This window comes from Collibacillus ludicampi (assembly GCF_023705585.1).
GTDB classification, from domain to species: domain Bacteria; phylum Bacillota; class Bacilli; order Tumebacillales; family BOQE01; genus Collibacillus; species Collibacillus ludicampi.
Map to the genome: position 1 here is coordinate 3,844,106 of NZ_BOQE01000001.1, position 16,608 is coordinate 3,860,713.

Here is a 16,608-nt window from a genome sequence, read left to right on the forward strand (position 1 = left end):
CACGGAACAAGAGACCCGGCTATCAGGTCTCTTGTTCTTACATTTCGTCATTTGCTTTTTTTAAAACATGTCCTTCCTGTACGTTTCTCGGAAAAAATAACATCGTGATGCATGCGATGACGGCACAGACTGCAATCGCTACAAAAACCAGAAACAAGCCGCTGCTGAGTGCATGAATCAATGTATCGCGAAACGCAGGCGGGAGCGCTGCCCGTCTGGCGGGTTCAAGCAAAACGTTCGTTACTTGCAAGGGATCGCTGTCCGCCAATGGTTTTCCTCGCAGCATGGCCACTATACGGTAGTTGAGCAGTGCCCCCATCACCGCGACTCCAATGCTTGAACCAAGCGTACGCACAAATTGATTGGTTGCGGTCGAGATACCGCGGCGGTTCCACTCCACGACACTTTGCACCGCAACGACGAGTGACAGGGTGGAAAAACCGAAACCTATCCCCATCACAAGGAGGGACAACATGGCGTAATAACGTCCGGTCGCCTGTGAGAAACCGGTCAACAGGCAAGCACCCAATGCGATCGCGAAGACGCCGTAGAGCCCCAAAGTACGGAATCCCCATTTCACTAAACGCCTTCCGCCAAAAATCGACCCGATCATCCATCCGATCGACATCGGTGTCAATGTGCTTCCGGCTTGTGTCGCTGAATCGCCGAGAACCCCTTGCACATAGATAGGAATATAGCTTGTCACCCCCATAAGAACAGCTCCGATCATGAAAGAAACGACGGTGGAAATCGAGATCACCGAATGTCGGAAAAGGTCGAGCGGAACGATCGGTTCCTCCACTCGGGTCTCTATAAACAAGAATACGGCAAAAGCAACGACGGCAATCACGAACAACGCGATGATATAGACGCTCGTCCATTTATGCTCTTGTCCTTGCAGGAGCCCGAGCAGCAAGGCAGTCATGGAAACGGAGAGCATGACGGCCCCAAGGTAATCGATCGCATGGCGGCGCTTTTCTATGTTTTCATGTAAGGCAAAACCCAATAGCAGGATGGCAAGTATGCCGAAAGGAACGTTTATGTAAAATACCCAGGGCCACGAAAAATAATCGACGATAAAACCACCGAGTGCCGGTCCGATGATGGAAGAAATCCCCCAAACGCCAGAAAACCAGCCTTGTACGCGACCACGTTCTTCCAACGTGAAAATATCGCCGATGATCGTCATCGCGATCGATAGGATGGCTCCCGCACCAAGCCCTTGTATGGTACGAAAGAGTATTAATTGCACCATGGAAGCGGAAAGCCCCGCCAAGACGGAGCCTATGAGAAATATGATCGTACCCACGTTATAAATGACCTTGCGACCATACAAGTCGGACAATTTGCCGTAGATGGGGGTGGATACAGTGGAAGATAAAAGATAGGCTGAAAATACCCAGCTCATCAATGGAAGTCCACCCAATTGTCCGATGATCGTAGACATCGCTGTGCCTACGATCGTCACATCTACTGCCGCAAGAAAATTGGTCAGCATTACGGCGATGACAACTGCAGTACGATTCGTTTTTTTCATTCCTTACCTCTCAATTTGACGTGACAGATTAGCCATTTCTATAGCGGATACGGCAGCTTCCCATCCTTTGTTGCCCGCTTTCGTTCCGGCCCGCTCAATCGCTTGCTCGATTGTATCGACCGTAAGCACGCCGAAAATGGTAGGCACGCCCGTCTTCAATGAAATCGCCGCAACACCTTTGGAAACTTCGGCAGAAACATAATCAAAATGAGGAGTGGCTCCGCGAATCACCGCACCCAAGGTGATCACCGAATCATATTTGTTCGAAGCGGCCATTTTTTGTGCGATGAGCGGGATTTCGAACGCACCGGGCACCCAAGCAACTGATACATCGTTTTCGTCTACACCATGGCGTTTCAAAGCATCGAGCGCACCTTCCAACAGTTTGGTAGTAATGAATTCATTGAAACGCCCTACGACGATGCCGATACGTAAACCGGTGCCAATTAAATTTCCTTCATAAACGCGTGCCATGATTTTTTCTCCTTTCCGTAACCCTAACTTACATATTCAATAAATGCCCCAACTTGGACTTTTTCGTTAACAAATATTTAACATTACTCTCGTTCGATTCTACCTGAATGGGTACGCGTTCGACGACTTCGAGTCCATGTCCGTCAAGACCCCTGATTTTGCGTGGGTTATTGGTCATCAATTTCATCTTGCCGACCCCGAGATCACGCAAAATCTGAGCTCCAATCCCGTAATCCCTCAGATCGGCAGGAAAGCCCAATTTTTCATTCGCTTCAACCGTATCATATCCTTCTTCTTGCAAACGATATGCCTTGATTTTGTTGATCAGTCCGATCCCCCGCCCCTCCTGCCGCATATAGAGGAGGACTCCTCGCCCCTCTTTTTCGATCTGCCTTAAAGCCGCTTGAAGCTGCGGTCCGCAGTCACAGCGGCAAGAGCCGAACACATCTCCAGTCAAACACTCGGAGTGGACACGGACAAGCACAGGTTCATTCGGCACGATATCTCCTTTCACCAAGGCGACATGTTCCTTGTCGTCGATCGTGTTCGTATAAACGACCGCTTGGAATTCACCGAATTCGGTAGGCAGATGCGCTTCGGCCGCACGTTTTACCAGAACTTCACGTTCTTTGCGGTATTTGATGAGATCCGCGATCGTGATGATCTTTAAATCATGCTCCGTGGCAATTTTCATGAGATCAGGAACGCGCGCCATCGTCCCGTCGGGATTGAGTATTTCACAGATGACACCGGCAGGATATGCGCCGCACAATCGTGCCAGGTCGACAGCAGCTTCCGTATGACCTGCCCTGCGAAGCACGCCCCCTTTGCGCGCGATCAACGGAAAGATATGTCCGGGACGCCTGAAATCATCCGCCGTACTGCGCTCATCGATCAACGCCTTGACGGTGATGGCACGTTCGTATGCGGAGATACCGGTTGTCGTCCCTTCCTTCGCATCGACGGAAACAGTAAACGCTGTTCCATGATGATCCGTATTTTGCGAAACCATGGGTCTCAGATCCAACCGATCGGCCCGTTCTTCGGTGATGGGCACACAGACCAGACCGCGCCCATGCGTAATCATGAAATTGATCACGTCGGGTGTCGCTTTTTCTGCAAGTGCGATGAAATCCCCTTCGTTTTCGCGGTCTTCATCGTCGCACACGATGACCACTTTTCCTGCTTTCAAATCTGCGATCGCTTCTTCAATCGTATGGAACATCCTCTTCTCCCCCTTTTACGCAAAACCGTGCTCGCGCAGGAACTCTGTCGTGAGAACATTCTCTCCGGTTGGCTTTCGTACCCCATCGGGAACGTACCCCGTCAACAGCTTTTCCACGTATTTTCCGATGATGTCACACTCCAAATTCACGCGCGAACCTTCCCGCTTGTCCTTCAATATGGTTACCTGTCCGGTATGAGGAATGATCGACACCCGGAAACTTTCAGAGTCCACATCCATCACCGTGAGGGAAACACCGTCGACAGTGATTGATCCTTTTGGTACCACATATCGCATGACAAAAGAAGGAGCTGCAATGCGTAAGACTCTCGCCGTATCTTCCCGCGCGATCGAAACGATTCTGCCAACACCATCAATGTGACCCGAAACGATATGCCCTCCGAAACGTCCCCCCATCGCCATCGCCCGTTCCAGATTCACCAAATGGCCAGGGGCAAGTTCGTGCAATGTCGTACGCCTCATCGTTTCAGGGACAACATCGACGACAAAATGAGATCGATCGAAAGAGACGACTGTCAGACATATGCCGTTGACCGCGATCGAATCGCCTAACCGTACATCTTCCAGAACCTTATTCGCACGAATGGTAAGGGAAAGCGCCCGCCCCGTCGCACGAATCGAAGCCACTTCACCGATTTCTTCTACAATTCCCGTAAACATGACGAACTTCATCCCTTCCTCGGATAGCCGATCACAGCCACATCTTCCCCAAAGCGTTCCACTCGTACGCGCTCCAACTCCAAGGCATCCTGCATGCGTGAAAATCCTTTTCCTCCAATGGGCGTAGGACCGGTTCCCCCGATTAATTTCGGCGCTATGAAAGTCATCACTTGATCGATCAACCCTGCGGAAAGGAGAGATCCGTTGATCTCCGCTCCCCCTTCAACAAGAATGCTGGCGATCTCACGCCGCCCAAGCTCTTCCATAAGCGCCTTCAGATTCACCTTACCGTCCACTACAGGCATACGAATGATTTCCACGCCTTTTTCTCGCAGCATTCGCTCGCGGGAATCGTCGGCATCTTCACCGCAAGCGATCACCGTACGTGCTGTCTTCGTATCGAGAACGCGTGCCTCGTCCGGAATGCGTAGACTTGTATCGACGATCACGCGCAAGGGATTCTTTCCTCCTTCAGGTAATCGGGTGGTCAGCTCAGGGTCATCCTCCAGGACAGTTCCTATGCCAACGAGTATCGCATCGACACGATCACGCAATCGATGTACCTCCAGTCGCGCCAAATCTCCTGTTACCCAGCGGCTGTCCCCGCTGGCGGTCGCGATTTTTCCATCTAACGTCATGGCCGTTTTCATGATGACGAACGGCCGGCGCGTGGTGATATAGTGAACGAATACTTCGTTCATTTGGCGTGATTCTTCTTCACACAGCCCCACCTCAATTTCGATGCCGGCATTGCGTAGTCTTTCCACACCCCGTCCGGAAACTCGCGGATTGGGATCAAGCATGGCGATAACGACCCTCTTGACTCCGGATTCGATGACCCTGTCTGCACAAGGAGGAGTCCTCCCGTAATGGCTGCATGGCTCAAGCGTCACATAGAGTGTTCCCCCGCGCGCCGCTTCTCCTGCCATCTCCAAAGCATGGACTTCCGCATGCGGGGTTCCTGCTCGTAGATGGGCACCCATTCCCACGATGTTTCCGTCGTTCACCACGACCGCTCCCACCATAGGATTGGGCCATGTTCTTCCTCGGGTCGAGCGGGCGATCGTCAGCGCCAGTTCCATATACTCCCGGTCAGTCAATCGATCACCACCTCAAGGCTGTATCTCAATAAAAAACCCTGAAGCCACAAACGCTTCAGGGCAGTATACATCTATAACAAGGAGAACATGTATTGGCATACAAGCGTTCTCTTTTCAGATAGTGAGTCCTTAAAGGACAGACTGCCGATAACATACGCGACAGACATCTCTGTCCTATCCATTTGGTTGTTCGAAAAAGGGAACATGACTGTAACCTTGCCTCATAGAGATTCACGGTTGGCAAAAAATGCATCTATCAGTCGACGATTGACTTTTTGCTCCCGAACAACCTCAGTCTGTTCTCTTCTTGAACACGTTCTGCTCACATTTCCTTCTCCCATCCGGACTATACCGTCGGTACTGGAATCTCACCAGTTCGTGCCATCACTGGCTCGTGGACTCCGCCCTTAACCCGGGGCGTCACCACCGGTCGGGAATTGACTATTGTCTCACCCTGCCCTGAAGGAATCTATTTACTTTTCCAATCTCAGTATAGTCTTCATTCCATCACATGTAAAGTGAAAATTGTAACATTCTTTCCCTTATTGACTTTGAAAGTTGAATTGAACCTATACAAAAGTTATACTACAAGAAATATGTTCACCTTTTAACTATGCTTCTTGGAGTGAATACCCGTGTGGATACGATATATCTTCGTTCTGATCTTGTCTGTGCAACTATTGCTCGTAAACGTTTGGCCCCACGTTGCTCATGCCAGCACCGAAGAACCGGAGATACAAGCTGATTCCGGCGTGCTCATGGATATGAAGACGGGTCAGGTTCTCTGGTCGAAAAATCCGGAAAAACATCACTATCCTGCATCGATCACAAAGATTCTCACCGCGATTCTCGCGTTGGAAAATTCGAAGCTGGACGAGCCTGTCCGTACGTCTCAACTCGCGACCGAGCAGGAAGGAAATCGAGTGTATTTGGTAGAAGGCGAAGAGGAACCAATGAAGGAGATGTTATACGGCCTTCTGCTCAATTCGGGGAACGACGCAGCTGTGGCGATTGCAGAACACGTAGCGGGAACTGAAGAAAACTTTGCCAACATGATGAACGAGAAGGCGAGAGACATCGGAGCGACTCACAGCCATTTTGTCACGCCCAATGGCCTGCATGATCCCGATCATTATACGACTGCGCAAGATATGGCGTTGATCGCACGTTACGCAATGCAAAACGAAACATTCCGGCAAATCGTCTCCACGAAATATTATCCATGGAAAGGAAAGCAATGGCAATCGGAACTTGTCAATTTGAATAAAATCTTGTGGACGTACGATGGAGCAAACGGTATTAAAACGGGTTTCACCGATCAAGCCCACCAAACGATCGTTGCTTCCGCAAAACGCGGCGACCAGGAGTTTCTTGTGTGTCTGATGTACGGATTGACCCAGCAATCGATCCGCGACGATGCATCGAAACTGCTGGATTATGGTTTTAACAATTTCACGACGCGGACGATCGCCAAAAAAGGGGAATCGGTCACCCGTATCACCTATAAAGACGACGTTGATACCGATGTGCTTATCGGTAATGATGTCACGTATACATTTCGCAAAGATGAGAGCGCTCCCGTAGAACGGGTGCTCCATATACAGAAACCGGTTCCTCCTTTTTCGCATGGAACCGTTCTCGGCACAATCGAGTTCGAACAAGCGGGAAAAGTTATCGCTTCCGCGCCCCTTGTTGCAGCCAAAGATGTTCCAAAGTTACATTCCGCTTGGCTCTACGTTCTGCCAGCATTCCCCTTGTTTTTGTTCGGATGGATATGGTACCGCTTGCGACTGAGGACATTTCGATCTAAACGCATTCAAAATCAGAATTACTATCAAAAAAGCTTCCGAAGCACTTCCAACGAAGCCAATAGCGGATCATAGTGAGTTCCTACCCATATAAAAACCTCGCCTTTAACGGCGAGGTATACATTATTCATCACGTGAGTGAGATTAAACCCGACCTTTTAATACTTTTACGGACGCTTGCAAGCGCTCGGGAATCCGATCATTTTTGACGAGATCTTCAAACGTCTCCCTTTCGACAACGAGATCCGCTTCTCCGTCACACACAAACACCACTGCAGGACGCGGAATGCGGTTATAATTATTCGCCATTGAATAGTTGTACGCACCTGTGCAAGACACAGCCAATAAATCGTTCGGCCGAACAGAAGGCAACGGCAGATCCCAAATCAGCATGTCTCCAGATTCGCAACATTTTCCTGCGATTGAAACCACTTCGGTTGGATCTTCTTGCGCCCTATTGGCGATACAAGCTTCGTGCACAGCCTGATAGAGAGCAGGTCGCGGATTGTCTGTCATTCCGCCATCCACAGATACATATTTGCGGATTCCCGGTATTTCCTTGATCGAGCCGATCGTGTACAAAGTCGTACCGGCAGCTCCTACGATCGAACGCCCCGGTTCGATGACGATCTCTGGGAAAGGCAAGGAACGCAGTGTGAATTCACTCTTCACCGCGTCGCAGATCGCTTCGACGTACGCCGCCGGTCTTAGCGGTGTATCTGCCTCCGTGTAACGGATCCCGAAACCTCCACCTACGTTCAGAACTCTCAGCTTCGCCCCCGATTCACGCACCGCCCATTCATATAGATCGGCTACCCGTTGAATCGCGATCACAAAACCTTCCGTTTCAAAAATCTGTGACCCGATATGTGAATGGAGTCCTTCCAGATGGATGCCTTCTAACGATAACGCTTGGCGAATCGCTTCCTTCGCCATACCGCTATCGATATCAAAACCGAACTTAGAATCTTGTTGTCCTGTGGAAATATATTCATGGGTATGCGCTTCGACACCCGGTGTTATACGCAATAGCACATTCGCCCTCTCTCCTTTTTCCTTTGCGAGGGCACTCAATAATGACAGCTCATGAAAGTTGTCAACGACAAACGCACCGATCCCTGCTTCTAATGCAAACCCGATTTCGTCGGGGGTTTTATTGTTCCCGTGAAAATGAATTCGCTCCGCCGGGAAATCCGCTTTCAGGGCCGTATACAATTCACCGCTCGAGACTACATCCAAAGAACATCCTTCTTCAGCCGCCAATTGACACATGGCCATTGTGCAAAACGCTTTCGAAGCGTAAGCGATCTGATAGGGCAAGCCGCATTTTTCAAACGCATCGCGAAACTCGCGGATCGTGTGGCGGATCAACGCTTCATCATAAATGTAAAGCGGCGTTCCAAACTGGCGTGCCAAGTCTACGGTATCACATCCGCCGATTTCCAGATGACCCTTTTGGTTGATACGACTCGTTCCGTGTAGGTGCATAGGTTCTCCTCTCCCTGAAAAAACGGTTCTGTCTGAACTAAAGAAAACAGCAACCGACGAAAAACGACGGTTGCTGTATATGTTCGCAACGTTATACAGCCTCGTCCTTGGTCATCCCAAGAAAATTTTAATTTTCTTCATATTATAGCATGCACCCAATTCTCATGACAACAAAGGTTTTTTTGCACCAGAAATTTTTTTACCAATCAGTGCTTGATCTGTAGCATCTGACAGGTCTATCTTATCGTTTCAAAGTTAGTAAGATTTTTCTTGCGATTCCATCTCCGATACGAATCCACTTCGCTTCAGAATCTCCTGGACAGCTGCAGTAGTGACCGGCGCACGATTCTCTACATGGTCATGCCCTTCCATTTTCCCCGGATCCCCCATTCCAATGATAATGGGAATATCCAATTCCTTTAAAACATCCACCGTATCCCCATGAATAAGCAACTGCCCGGTATGTGATGGACGTCCATCTTTATCCACTTCATCATAGAGAATATGCCCCTGGTTATCGATCGAAAAGTCGACGGGTGTTCCCTCAACATAGGGAGTCTTGGAAGCTACCGCTACGGCTCCCAAGACCTCGATTAAAGGATGTGTGGCAATTTCACGCAACGCGCGCTCTCCATATGACTCTTCTCCGTCGCCATTGTCGTCAAACATGACGAGAACCGGGTCATGCTTGGCCTCCTGAATCAGTTTTACCAATTGTTGGCCATTGAGCGGCGTTGGATTTCCTGCCGAGCGGGAGATCACTCGTCCACCCACCTGTCTTGCGGCCGCTTCTACCGCCATGCGTGCGACTTCATCTCCATCAGTAATGATGATAACCTTCCTCTTTCCGTCCTGTTTTGGCTTCTTCAAAGCAGCCACTCCCTTGTAGGAAGATTTGCCCACTTTTTCTCCTGAACACAAAGGTGCTTACCCGCGCGCGCGAAATACCAGCGATGCCAAAAATGAAAAGATGATCGCCGCCGAGATCCCCGCACTCGTAACTTCAAATATGCCGGTGATAATCCCGACGAAACCATGCGTTTTCGCTTCCGTCATGGCACCGTGAACGAGCGAATTCCCGAAGCTCGTGATCGGTACAGACGCACCCGCTCCAGCAAACTTAATCAGCGGTTCATACAGTCCGAGCCCATCGAGAACGGCCCCGGAAACGACCAGAATGGTCATCACATGTGCGGGTGTCAATTTCGTCAGATCCATTAAGAGCTGCCCGATCAAACAAATCAATCCCCCGACAACAAACGCCCACAAGAAAATCATCGCATATCATCCTCCATTTCAATGGCAACAGTATGTGCGATGCAAGGGATGCTTTCCCCTTGCTGCGTAGAAGTGGGAGAAAGAAGTGCTCCCGTAGCCGTCACCAACACGCGTTTTAATTCTCCTCGTTCCATTCGCTTCAAGATATGACCGTATGTAACTACAGCGCAACAAGCACATCCGCTGCCACCGGAGAACACTTCTTCTTGATCGGGATAATAGATGAGAACCCCGCAATCATGGAATTTATCACCTGCTTGGTGTCCTTGTTGCTCTAATAATTGTTTGGCGATCGAATGTCCCACCCGGCCCAAATCGCCTGTGAGAATTAGATCGTAATCATCAAGCGTACGCCCCGTATCTCGAAAATGAGCCGTAATCGTATCAACAGCCGCGGGAGCCATGGCTGCTCCCATTTCCCACGGGTTTTTCACGCCAAGATCTATTACCTTACCGATAGTTGCATGTGTGATTTTTAACGCCGATCCGTTTTTCCCTATCAAAGCAGCGCCGCTTCCCGTCACTGTACAATGGGCCGTCGGAGGCTTTTGTCCACCATACTCGGTCGGAAAGCGGAATTGCCGTTCTGCCGTTGAGTTATGGCTCGATGTCGCGGCGATGACTTTGTGGGCAAATCCGCTATCCACCAGAAGCGCGGCCAATGCCAGTCCTTGCATGGATGTCGAACATGCGCCAAAGATCCCGAGAAACGGCATGGCGAGCGTTCGTGCCGCGAAACTGGAGGTAATGAGCTGATTTAACAGATCACCCGCAATGACCAAGTCAATATCTTGGCTTTTGAGCCCCGCCTTGCGCATGGCTTCTTCACACGCTTCTTCCGTGAGCTTCCGTTCCGCCTTTTCCCAACTGTCGGTGCCGACATACGGATCCTTATGTACGATATCGAAATCGTTGCCTAGTGGCCCTTGCCCTTCCTTGTTGCCCACAACGGATGCTGCAGACAAAATCCTCGGAGTGGACGGAAACCTCCACGTTTGCTTCCCCACTAGTGGCATTTCGCTCTTCCTCCCCCTAAATCATTTCAAAAAGTTTACGTACGAGCGCAACCACAAATGCAGCGGTCACTCCGAATACGATGACAGGCCCAGACACTTTGAACATGTTCCCTCCCACGCCGAGAACATACCCTTCCGATTTGTATTCGAGCGCGGCAGACGCCATCGCGTTTGCAAAACCTGTAACAGGAACGGCGGAACCTGCTCCCGCCCATTGTGCGAAACGATCATATACGCCAAACCCTGTTAATAGAACACTGATAAAAATCAATGTGGCCACTGTCGGATTGGCGGCTGTGCGTTCATTAAATCCAAAACGCATAAAAAAAGATTGAATCACTTGTCCTAATAAACAAATGGTTCCACCTGCCAAAAAAGCGCGAACAGAATTCTTCAAAAACGGTTTCCGCGGCGTATGTTTCTTTGTTAACCGTTGATACTCATACGCTTCTTTCGCTCCTGTTTTGATCATAGCCATCCCCCTTCGTAACGTCCTTTTCTGTATATATAAGTCTCTCTTCTTACGCCCTCCTATCCAGGGAAGTATTGGAATTCAAAGAACAACAAAGGCTTTCATCATGAAAGCCTTTGTTACAGCTCTGTCGCATTGGAAACGACATGATATTTCGTTTTTTGGTAAGATTGCCAAAAGTACAAACCGAATCCGCTAGACGTGAGGAGAACGGCGATCATACATGCATAGAGAATCCGCTTGATTTTCGATTTTCTCCGCATGCCGGAACACTCCCTTTTGGTATATATTCCTAGCATGCTCGTTTTTGAAACGGTTCAATCTAATTGATCCCGGATATTCTGCAATATTTTTTTCTCTAAGCGGGACACTTGCACCTGGGAGATCCCGAGAACCTCAGCAACTTCCGCTTGCGTCTTGTCTTTGAAAAAGCGCAGAAAAACAATCAATCGTTCCCGTTCGGGAAGACGCGATAATGCGTCATGCAAAGACATGCGGTCGAACCATTTCTCTTGGTTTTCATCGGCGATTTGATCCATCAGATAGATGGGATCTCCATCATTCTCGAATACAGTCTCATGGATCGAGGAAGGTTGCCGCATGGCTTCCTGAGCGAAAACGACCTCAGCGGGTTCAATGCCAAGCGCTTCCGCCACTTCATTCACATGTGGCTGCCTGCCCAACTTCTTCGATAATTCGTCGCGCGTTCGCCTGATTTGGCGCGCTTGTTCCTTCAGAGAGCGGGAAATTTTTACCGTGGAATCATCGCGCAAGAACCGTTGTATTTCCCCGATGATCATCGGCACGGCATAAGTGGAAAAACGCACATCGTAATTCAGGTCGAACTTGTCGATCGCCTTCATGAGTCCGATACAACCGATTTGAAAGAGATCATCCGCTTCATATCCACGATTGAGAAAACGTTGCACGACAGACCATACGAGCCGTTGATTGCTAAGTACCAGGCGTTCTCGCGCTTCAACATCACCTGCTTGGCTGCGGGCGATCAATTCTTTCACTTGTTCGTCCGAATATTTTTGATGAGTCGGTGTCACATTCCTTTCCATATGACCCGCTCCTTCAGTGCGCGGTGACTTCTGCACTCTTGATATACTTGACCAAACGCACTTTGGTGCCTTTTCCCGGCGCTGAAGTGATTTCCACCTGGTCCATAAAGTTTTCCATAATCGTGAATCCCATACCCGAACGTTCAAGTTCAGGTTTGGAGGTAAACAGCGGTTGACGCGCCAATTCCACATCGTCGATTCCTACGCCTTCATCTTCAATAATCAGTTCGACCATCGTATCCTTGATGATACAGTGGATGTTCACCATTCCTTCCTGATTTTCATACCCGTGAATGATCGCATTCGTCACCGCTTCAGAAACGACAGTCTTGATTTCCGTCAACTCTTCCATCGTCGGATCCAATTGCGAGACAAAGGCCGCAACGGCCACACGCGCGAACGATTCATTTTCCGACTTACTACTGAAACAAAGATGCATTTCATTGTGAGTGCTCATAATTTCACCTCCCCTATTTCTGCCAAGGCATGAGTTTCACTGTCATAGATTCGTAAAATCTTTTGAATACCCGATAATTCAAATAATCGCAACAACGTGTCATTGACAGAGCAAAGGGCCATTCTCCCTCCCATTTGTGAAACACGTTTATACCGTCCCAAGATTACCCCGAGCCCGGAACTGTCCATAAAGGAAAGACCCTCCAAGTTCATGATGAGGTGGGGAGTCAAATCTTTATTTAATTCCCCTTCCACCCGCTCGCGTACAATTTCGGCGGTGTGGTGATCCAATTCCCCTTGTAAACGAACGACCAGCGTGGATCCAATTTTTTTCGTTTGCACTTGTAGACTCAACGGTCTCACTCTCCTATCCCTTGCTTACTCGTACTTGGGGTATTCGATTGAGAAGAAAGCTTTTCCTGCATCTCGACAAAACTACAGGATTTTCGTGGAAAAACGACAAAAAAAGAGGGCGAACGCCCTCTTTCAGGATGTATCACGATGCTTGACCGAATGTCAACCAACTATCCACCGTTCGTTTAAACATCTTCCAAAAGCCCGCTTTGCCGATGTCATTAGCTGCCACGATACTCGTGCGTCCCACTTCTTTTCCGTCTTTGTATATGACGACCGCCCCTAATACTTGCCCCTTTTTCACGGGAGCCTTACATTCTTTGAACGTAATCTGTTTCGTGTAGGCGTCCGATTTCTCGCCTTTTTTCATCACAACTCCCAGTGTATCGGCCGCGACTAACTGTACACTCGGTTCGTTGCCTTTGTCCAGCTTCACCTTTTCAACGACTTGACCGGCTTTGTAGAACGTTTTGCTGGTAAACTGGGAGAATGCCCAATCCATCATTTGCGAGATTTCCGCGTTTCGCTGAGGGGAAGTCGGTTCTCCCATGACCACTGTGATCACGCGAAAATCGCCTCGTTTCGCCGTTGCCGACAGACAGTATTTCGCCTCGCCCGTAAAACCTGTTTTCAATCCGTCCATTCCCGGATAGTAACGGATCAACTTGTTGGTGTTCACCAACCAAAAAGGTTTTTCGCTGTCTTTGCGCAGATAATCGCTGTAGATCGACGTCCACTTCAATATCTGTTCATGTTTTAACAATTCACGCGACATGAGCGCAATATCGTAAGCGGAGGTGTAATGACCAGCGACAGGAAGTCCGTTCGAATTCTTAAAATGGGTGTTCTTTAAGCCCAATTGTTCCGCTCTTTCGTTCATCATTTTTACAAATTCCTCTTCCGACCCGGCGATATGTTCAGCCATTGCGACAGTCGCATCATTGGCTGAGGCGACGGCGATGCCTTTCATCATCTCATCCACCGTCATTTGTTCACCCGGCTCGAGAAAGATCTGCGATCCACCCATGCTGGCGGCATGTTCACTCGCACGCACCCTGTCAGTTAATTTGATCCTACCGCTTTCAAGTGCTTCCATGATCAAAAGCATGGACATGATTTTGGTTATGGAGGCGGGAGGCAACTTTTCGTGCATGTTTTTTTCAAAGAGTACCTGTCCGGTCGCCGCATCCATAACGACTGCGGAGACCGCACTTTTGGCTAAATCCACTCCCGCTTTCTGCTCGGCTTTTCCCTTAGGTCTGTGTTCGGCAGCCCACGTACTCGGAATCGATATTACGGAAGACAGGAGCAACATAAAAATAAGGACAACGGATTTGAGCATTCTATTATGTACAGCGCTCCTCATTGTCTTTTCCTTCCCTCCTTCGTGTTGAAACACTCATAGTGTGCCCTAGGAATAGGAAGATATGACAATAAATCGAAGCTTCCATTACAAACTGCTCGATCCCGTTTGTCCTTTTTTAAACCTGTTCTTACACGTAACGTTCTTCTCTCTCGTCTGTGACTACACCGTAAATAAAGGGTTGTTTCTGCAGTCTTTCACTGGTGATTTGGATGGACTGAGACATTCTCTTTTTCACCTCGTCGAGGCGGGTTTCGTCATTCACATGCAACACGCATAAAGTGTCACCTTTTCTTACCGGATCCCCGACTTTTTTCGTCAACACGATTCCCACCGCGAGGTCGATTGTGGACTCTTTGGTTTCCCGTCCGGCCCCTAAAAGCATGGCACATGTGCCGACTTCTTCCGCATGGATCTTCGCTACATAGCCATCCTCTTGTGCATACACGGGAATCTGTTTCTTTGCTTGAGGCAACAATCGCGTATCATCGATGATGCGCGAATCCCCGCCTTGCGCTTCCACGAAACGTTTGAACGTCTCCAGCCCTTTTCCGGAGTGGATTAATTCTTGCAACTGTTCTCTCGCCCTTTGCGAGTCGGATGCGGCGCCTGCCAACATCAACATGTGCGACCCGAGGACTAGACAGAGTTCCGTGAGATCTTCCGGACCTTCCCCACGCAACGTATCGATAGCTTCTTTTACTTCAAGGGAGTTACCGACGGCGAATCCGAGCGGCTGATCCATATCGGAAACGATCGCAACCGTTTTTCTTCCGACTGCCGCTCCGATTTTCACCATGGCGCGTGCCAATGCGAACGACCCTTCAAGCGTCTTCATGAACGCTCCTGCTCCCGTTTTCACATCGAGCACGATCGCGTCCGCCCCTGCGGCGATTTTCTTGCTCATGATCGAGCTGGCGATCAGAGGAATCGTATCGACGGTGGCCGTCACGTCCCGTAATGCATATAGCTTTTTGTCAGCGGGAGCGAGATTGCCTGTCTGACCGATGAGAGCCATTTTGATTCGGTTCACTTGTTCGATGAAGTCCGTTTGACTGAGTTCAACAGAAAACCCCGGAATTGACTCCAGTTTATCGATCGTTCCTCCCGTATGCCCTAATCCGCGCCCAGACATTTTTGCGACCGGTACACCCGCAGCTGCCACGAGAGGAGCCAAAACCAGACTGGTTTTATCCCCTACACCTCCTGTCGAATGCTTATCCACTTTCGTTCCTGCGATCGCAGATAAATCCAGGATCTCACCCGTATGTACGATCGCCATGGTGAGATCGGCCGTTTCACGGTCGGTCATCCCTCGTAAGAAAACGGCCATCGCCCATGCAGACATTTGATAATCGGGAATGGAACCATTCACGTACCCTTGAATGGCAAACTCGATTTCCTCTTTCGTTAATTCCTCTCCGTCACGCTTCTTGCGAATGATGTCATACATACGCATACGAATTACACCTCGGCAATGATACCTTTGACCAGATTGATAAATTTCGGACGCGTTCGTTCCGCCACTTCCACCACGCGATCATGCGTCAAGGGCTCCAGCTCCTCGCCGATCGCCATATCGGTGATACAAGCGATGCCTAACACCCGTAGGCCCGCATGGTTCGCGACGATCACTTCAGGTACGGTCGACATGCCAAGCGCATCGGCCCCCAAATTGCGCAGCATGATTAACTCGCTCGGCGTACAATACGTGGGACCAGAAATGCCAATGTAAACCCCTTTTTGCACGTTCACTCCCTGTTTCAATGCAACCGTTTCTGCCAAACGGACCAATTCCCGATCGTACGCTTGCGACATATCGGGAAAACGAGGACCCAGTTTCGGATCGTTTACACCGATAAGCGGATTGTCCCCTGTAAAATTAATGTGATCGGTGATCAACATCAAGTCGCCCGGTGCGAACGCACGGTTCATCCCTCCGCATGCGTTTGTTACCACGAGCGTTTTACATCCCAAAAAGCGCATGACATATACGGGCATCGTGATCTCTTTTTGCGAATAGCCTTCATAAAAATGAAAGCGACCTTGCATGGCGATGACGACCTTGCCGCAAAGCGTGCCAATTACAAGTTTTCCCGCATGACCTTCGACCGTTGATACGGGGAAATGAGGAATATCCTTATAATCGATGATCACGGGATTTTCGATCTCGTCAGCCAATACACCGAGACCCGAGCCAAGGATCAGCCCTACTTCAGGCACCAGATCGGTCTGCTTTTGTATGTATGAAACGGCTTCTTCAATCTTAGCGACGTAATTCAAAATGAT

Annotated in this window: 18 protein-coding genes and 1 riboswitch; of the genes, 1 reads left to right on the plus strand and 17 read right to left on the minus strand. The window is 49.5% G+C overall.

Translation table 11 applies throughout. The features are described from left to right. Positions 1-37: 37 nt before the first annotated feature. The 5 genes from DNHGIG_RS19510 to ribD are packed head-to-tail and all read right to left on the minus strand — an operon-like array spanning position 38 to position 5,017. The gene (locus tag DNHGIG_RS19510; protein WP_282201163.1) at positions 38-1,537 is read right to left on the minus strand and encodes an MDR family MFS transporter; all 1,500 of its coding nucleotides are present in this window, start codon (positions 1,535-1,537) and stop codon (positions 38-40) included. A 3-nt stretch (positions 1,538-1,540) separates the two neighbouring features. Further along, positions 1,541-2,011 carry a 6,7-dimethyl-8-ribityllumazine synthase gene (gene ribH / locus DNHGIG_RS19515; RefSeq protein ID WP_282201164.1) on the minus strand — a complete coding sequence of 157 codons (471 nt, stop codon included), beginning with the start codon at positions 2,009-2,011 and terminating at the stop codon, positions 1,541-1,543. A 28-nt stretch (positions 2,012-2,039) separates the two neighbouring features. Then, a complete protein-coding gene (locus tag DNHGIG_RS19520) occupies positions 2,040-3,236 on the minus strand; it encodes a bifunctional 3,4-dihydroxy-2-butanone-4-phosphate synthase/GTP cyclohydrolase II (protein WP_282201165.1) in 1,197 nt (398 codons plus the stop codon). A gap of 15 nt (positions 3,237-3,251) precedes the next feature. Beyond that, positions 3,252-3,917, minus strand: coding sequence for a riboflavin synthase (locus tag DNHGIG_RS19525; RefSeq protein WP_282201166.1), 666 nt, complete (start codon positions 3,915-3,917; stop codon positions 3,252-3,254). An 8-nt stretch (positions 3,918-3,925) separates the two neighbouring features. After that, positions 3,926-5,017: a bifunctional diaminohydroxyphosphoribosylaminopyrimidine deaminase/5-amino-6-(5-phosphoribosylamino)uracil reductase RibD gene (gene ribD, locus DNHGIG_RS19530; protein ID WP_282201167.1), complete on the minus strand. Its 1,092-nt coding sequence runs from the start codon at positions 5,015-5,017 to the stop codon at positions 3,926-3,928. Positions 5,018-5,342: 325 nt separating this feature from the next. Beyond that, a riboswitch (FMN riboswitch) is annotated at positions 5,343-5,488 on the minus strand. Positions 5,489-5,652: 164 nt separating this feature from the next. On the opposite strand from ribD, the gene DNHGIG_RS19535 reads away from it, so the two are divergent. Then, complete coding sequence (locus DNHGIG_RS19535; RefSeq protein WP_282201168.1) at positions 5,653-6,900, plus strand: D-alanyl-D-alanine carboxypeptidase family protein; 1,248 nt, start codon at positions 5,653-5,655, stop codon at positions 6,898-6,900. Positions 6,901-6,969: 69 nt separating this feature from the next. Here the strand turns inward: DNHGIG_RS19535 and lysA are convergent, their stop codons facing one another. The 12 genes from lysA to DNHGIG_RS19595 all read right to left on the minus strand — a co-directional run bounded on the left by lysA (position 6,970) and on the right by DNHGIG_RS19595 (position 16,605). Then, entirely contained in the window at positions 6,970-8,313 is a 1,344-nt protein-coding gene (lysA, locus tag DNHGIG_RS19540; protein ID WP_282201169.1) for a diaminopimelate decarboxylase, read from the minus strand. A gap of 255 nt (positions 8,314-8,568) precedes the next feature. Beyond that, on the minus strand, positions 8,569-9,183 hold the full coding sequence (spoVAEA, locus tag DNHGIG_RS19545; protein WP_282201170.1) for a stage V sporulation protein SpoVABEA: 615 nt from the start codon (positions 9,181-9,183) through the stop codon (positions 8,569-8,571). Between the two features lie 57 nt (positions 9,184-9,240). Then, entirely contained in the window at positions 9,241-9,591 is a 351-nt protein-coding gene (gene spoVAE, locus DNHGIG_RS19550) for a stage V sporulation protein AE (protein ID WP_282201171.1), read from the minus strand. Continuing rightward, positions 9,588-10,607, minus strand: coding sequence for a stage V sporulation protein AD (spoVAD, locus tag DNHGIG_RS19555; protein ID WP_282201172.1), 1,020 nt, complete (start codon positions 10,605-10,607; stop codon positions 9,588-9,590). The genes spoVAE and spoVAD overlap by 4 nt, the downstream gene beginning before the upstream one ends. Before the next feature lie 16 nt (positions 10,608-10,623). After that, positions 10,624-11,079, minus strand: coding sequence for a stage V sporulation protein AC (gene spoVAC, locus DNHGIG_RS19560; protein WP_282201173.1), 456 nt, complete (start codon positions 11,077-11,079; stop codon positions 10,624-10,626). Between the two features lie 119 nt (positions 11,080-11,198). Next, complete coding sequence (locus DNHGIG_RS19565; protein WP_282201174.1) at positions 11,199-11,342, minus strand: hypothetical protein; 144 nt, start codon at positions 11,340-11,342, stop codon at positions 11,199-11,201. A gap of 54 nt (positions 11,343-11,396) precedes the next feature. Next, positions 11,397-12,146 (minus strand): RNA polymerase sporulation sigma factor SigF, encoded by a 750-nt coding sequence (sigF, locus tag DNHGIG_RS19570; protein WP_282201175.1) that lies wholly within the window; start codon positions 12,144-12,146, stop codon positions 11,397-11,399. A gap of 13 nt (positions 12,147-12,159) precedes the next feature. Beyond that, entirely contained in the window at positions 12,160-12,603 is a 444-nt protein-coding gene (gene spoIIAB / locus DNHGIG_RS19575) for an anti-sigma F factor (protein ID WP_282201176.1), read from the minus strand. After that, a complete protein-coding gene (gene spoIIAA / locus DNHGIG_RS19580; RefSeq protein WP_282201177.1) occupies positions 12,600-12,956 on the minus strand; it encodes an anti-sigma F factor antagonist in 357 nt (118 codons plus the stop codon). The genes spoIIAB and spoIIAA overlap by 4 nt, the downstream gene beginning before the upstream one ends. Before the next feature lie 142 nt (positions 12,957-13,098). Beyond that, on the minus strand, positions 13,099-14,298 hold the full coding sequence (locus DNHGIG_RS19585; protein WP_282201487.1) for a D-alanyl-D-alanine carboxypeptidase family protein: 1,200 nt from the start codon (positions 14,296-14,298) through the stop codon (positions 13,099-13,101). A gap of 151 nt (positions 14,299-14,449) precedes the next feature. Then, complete coding sequence (locus DNHGIG_RS19590) at positions 14,450-15,778, minus strand: pyrimidine-nucleoside phosphorylase (protein ID WP_282201178.1); 1,329 nt, start codon at positions 15,776-15,778, stop codon at positions 14,450-14,452. A gap of 5 nt (positions 15,779-15,783) precedes the next feature. Continuing rightward, positions 15,784-16,605: a purine-nucleoside phosphorylase gene (locus DNHGIG_RS19595; RefSeq protein WP_282201488.1), complete on the minus strand. Its 822-nt coding sequence runs from the start codon at positions 16,603-16,605 to the stop codon at positions 15,784-15,786. Between the last annotated feature and the right edge of the window lie 3 nt (positions 16,606-16,608).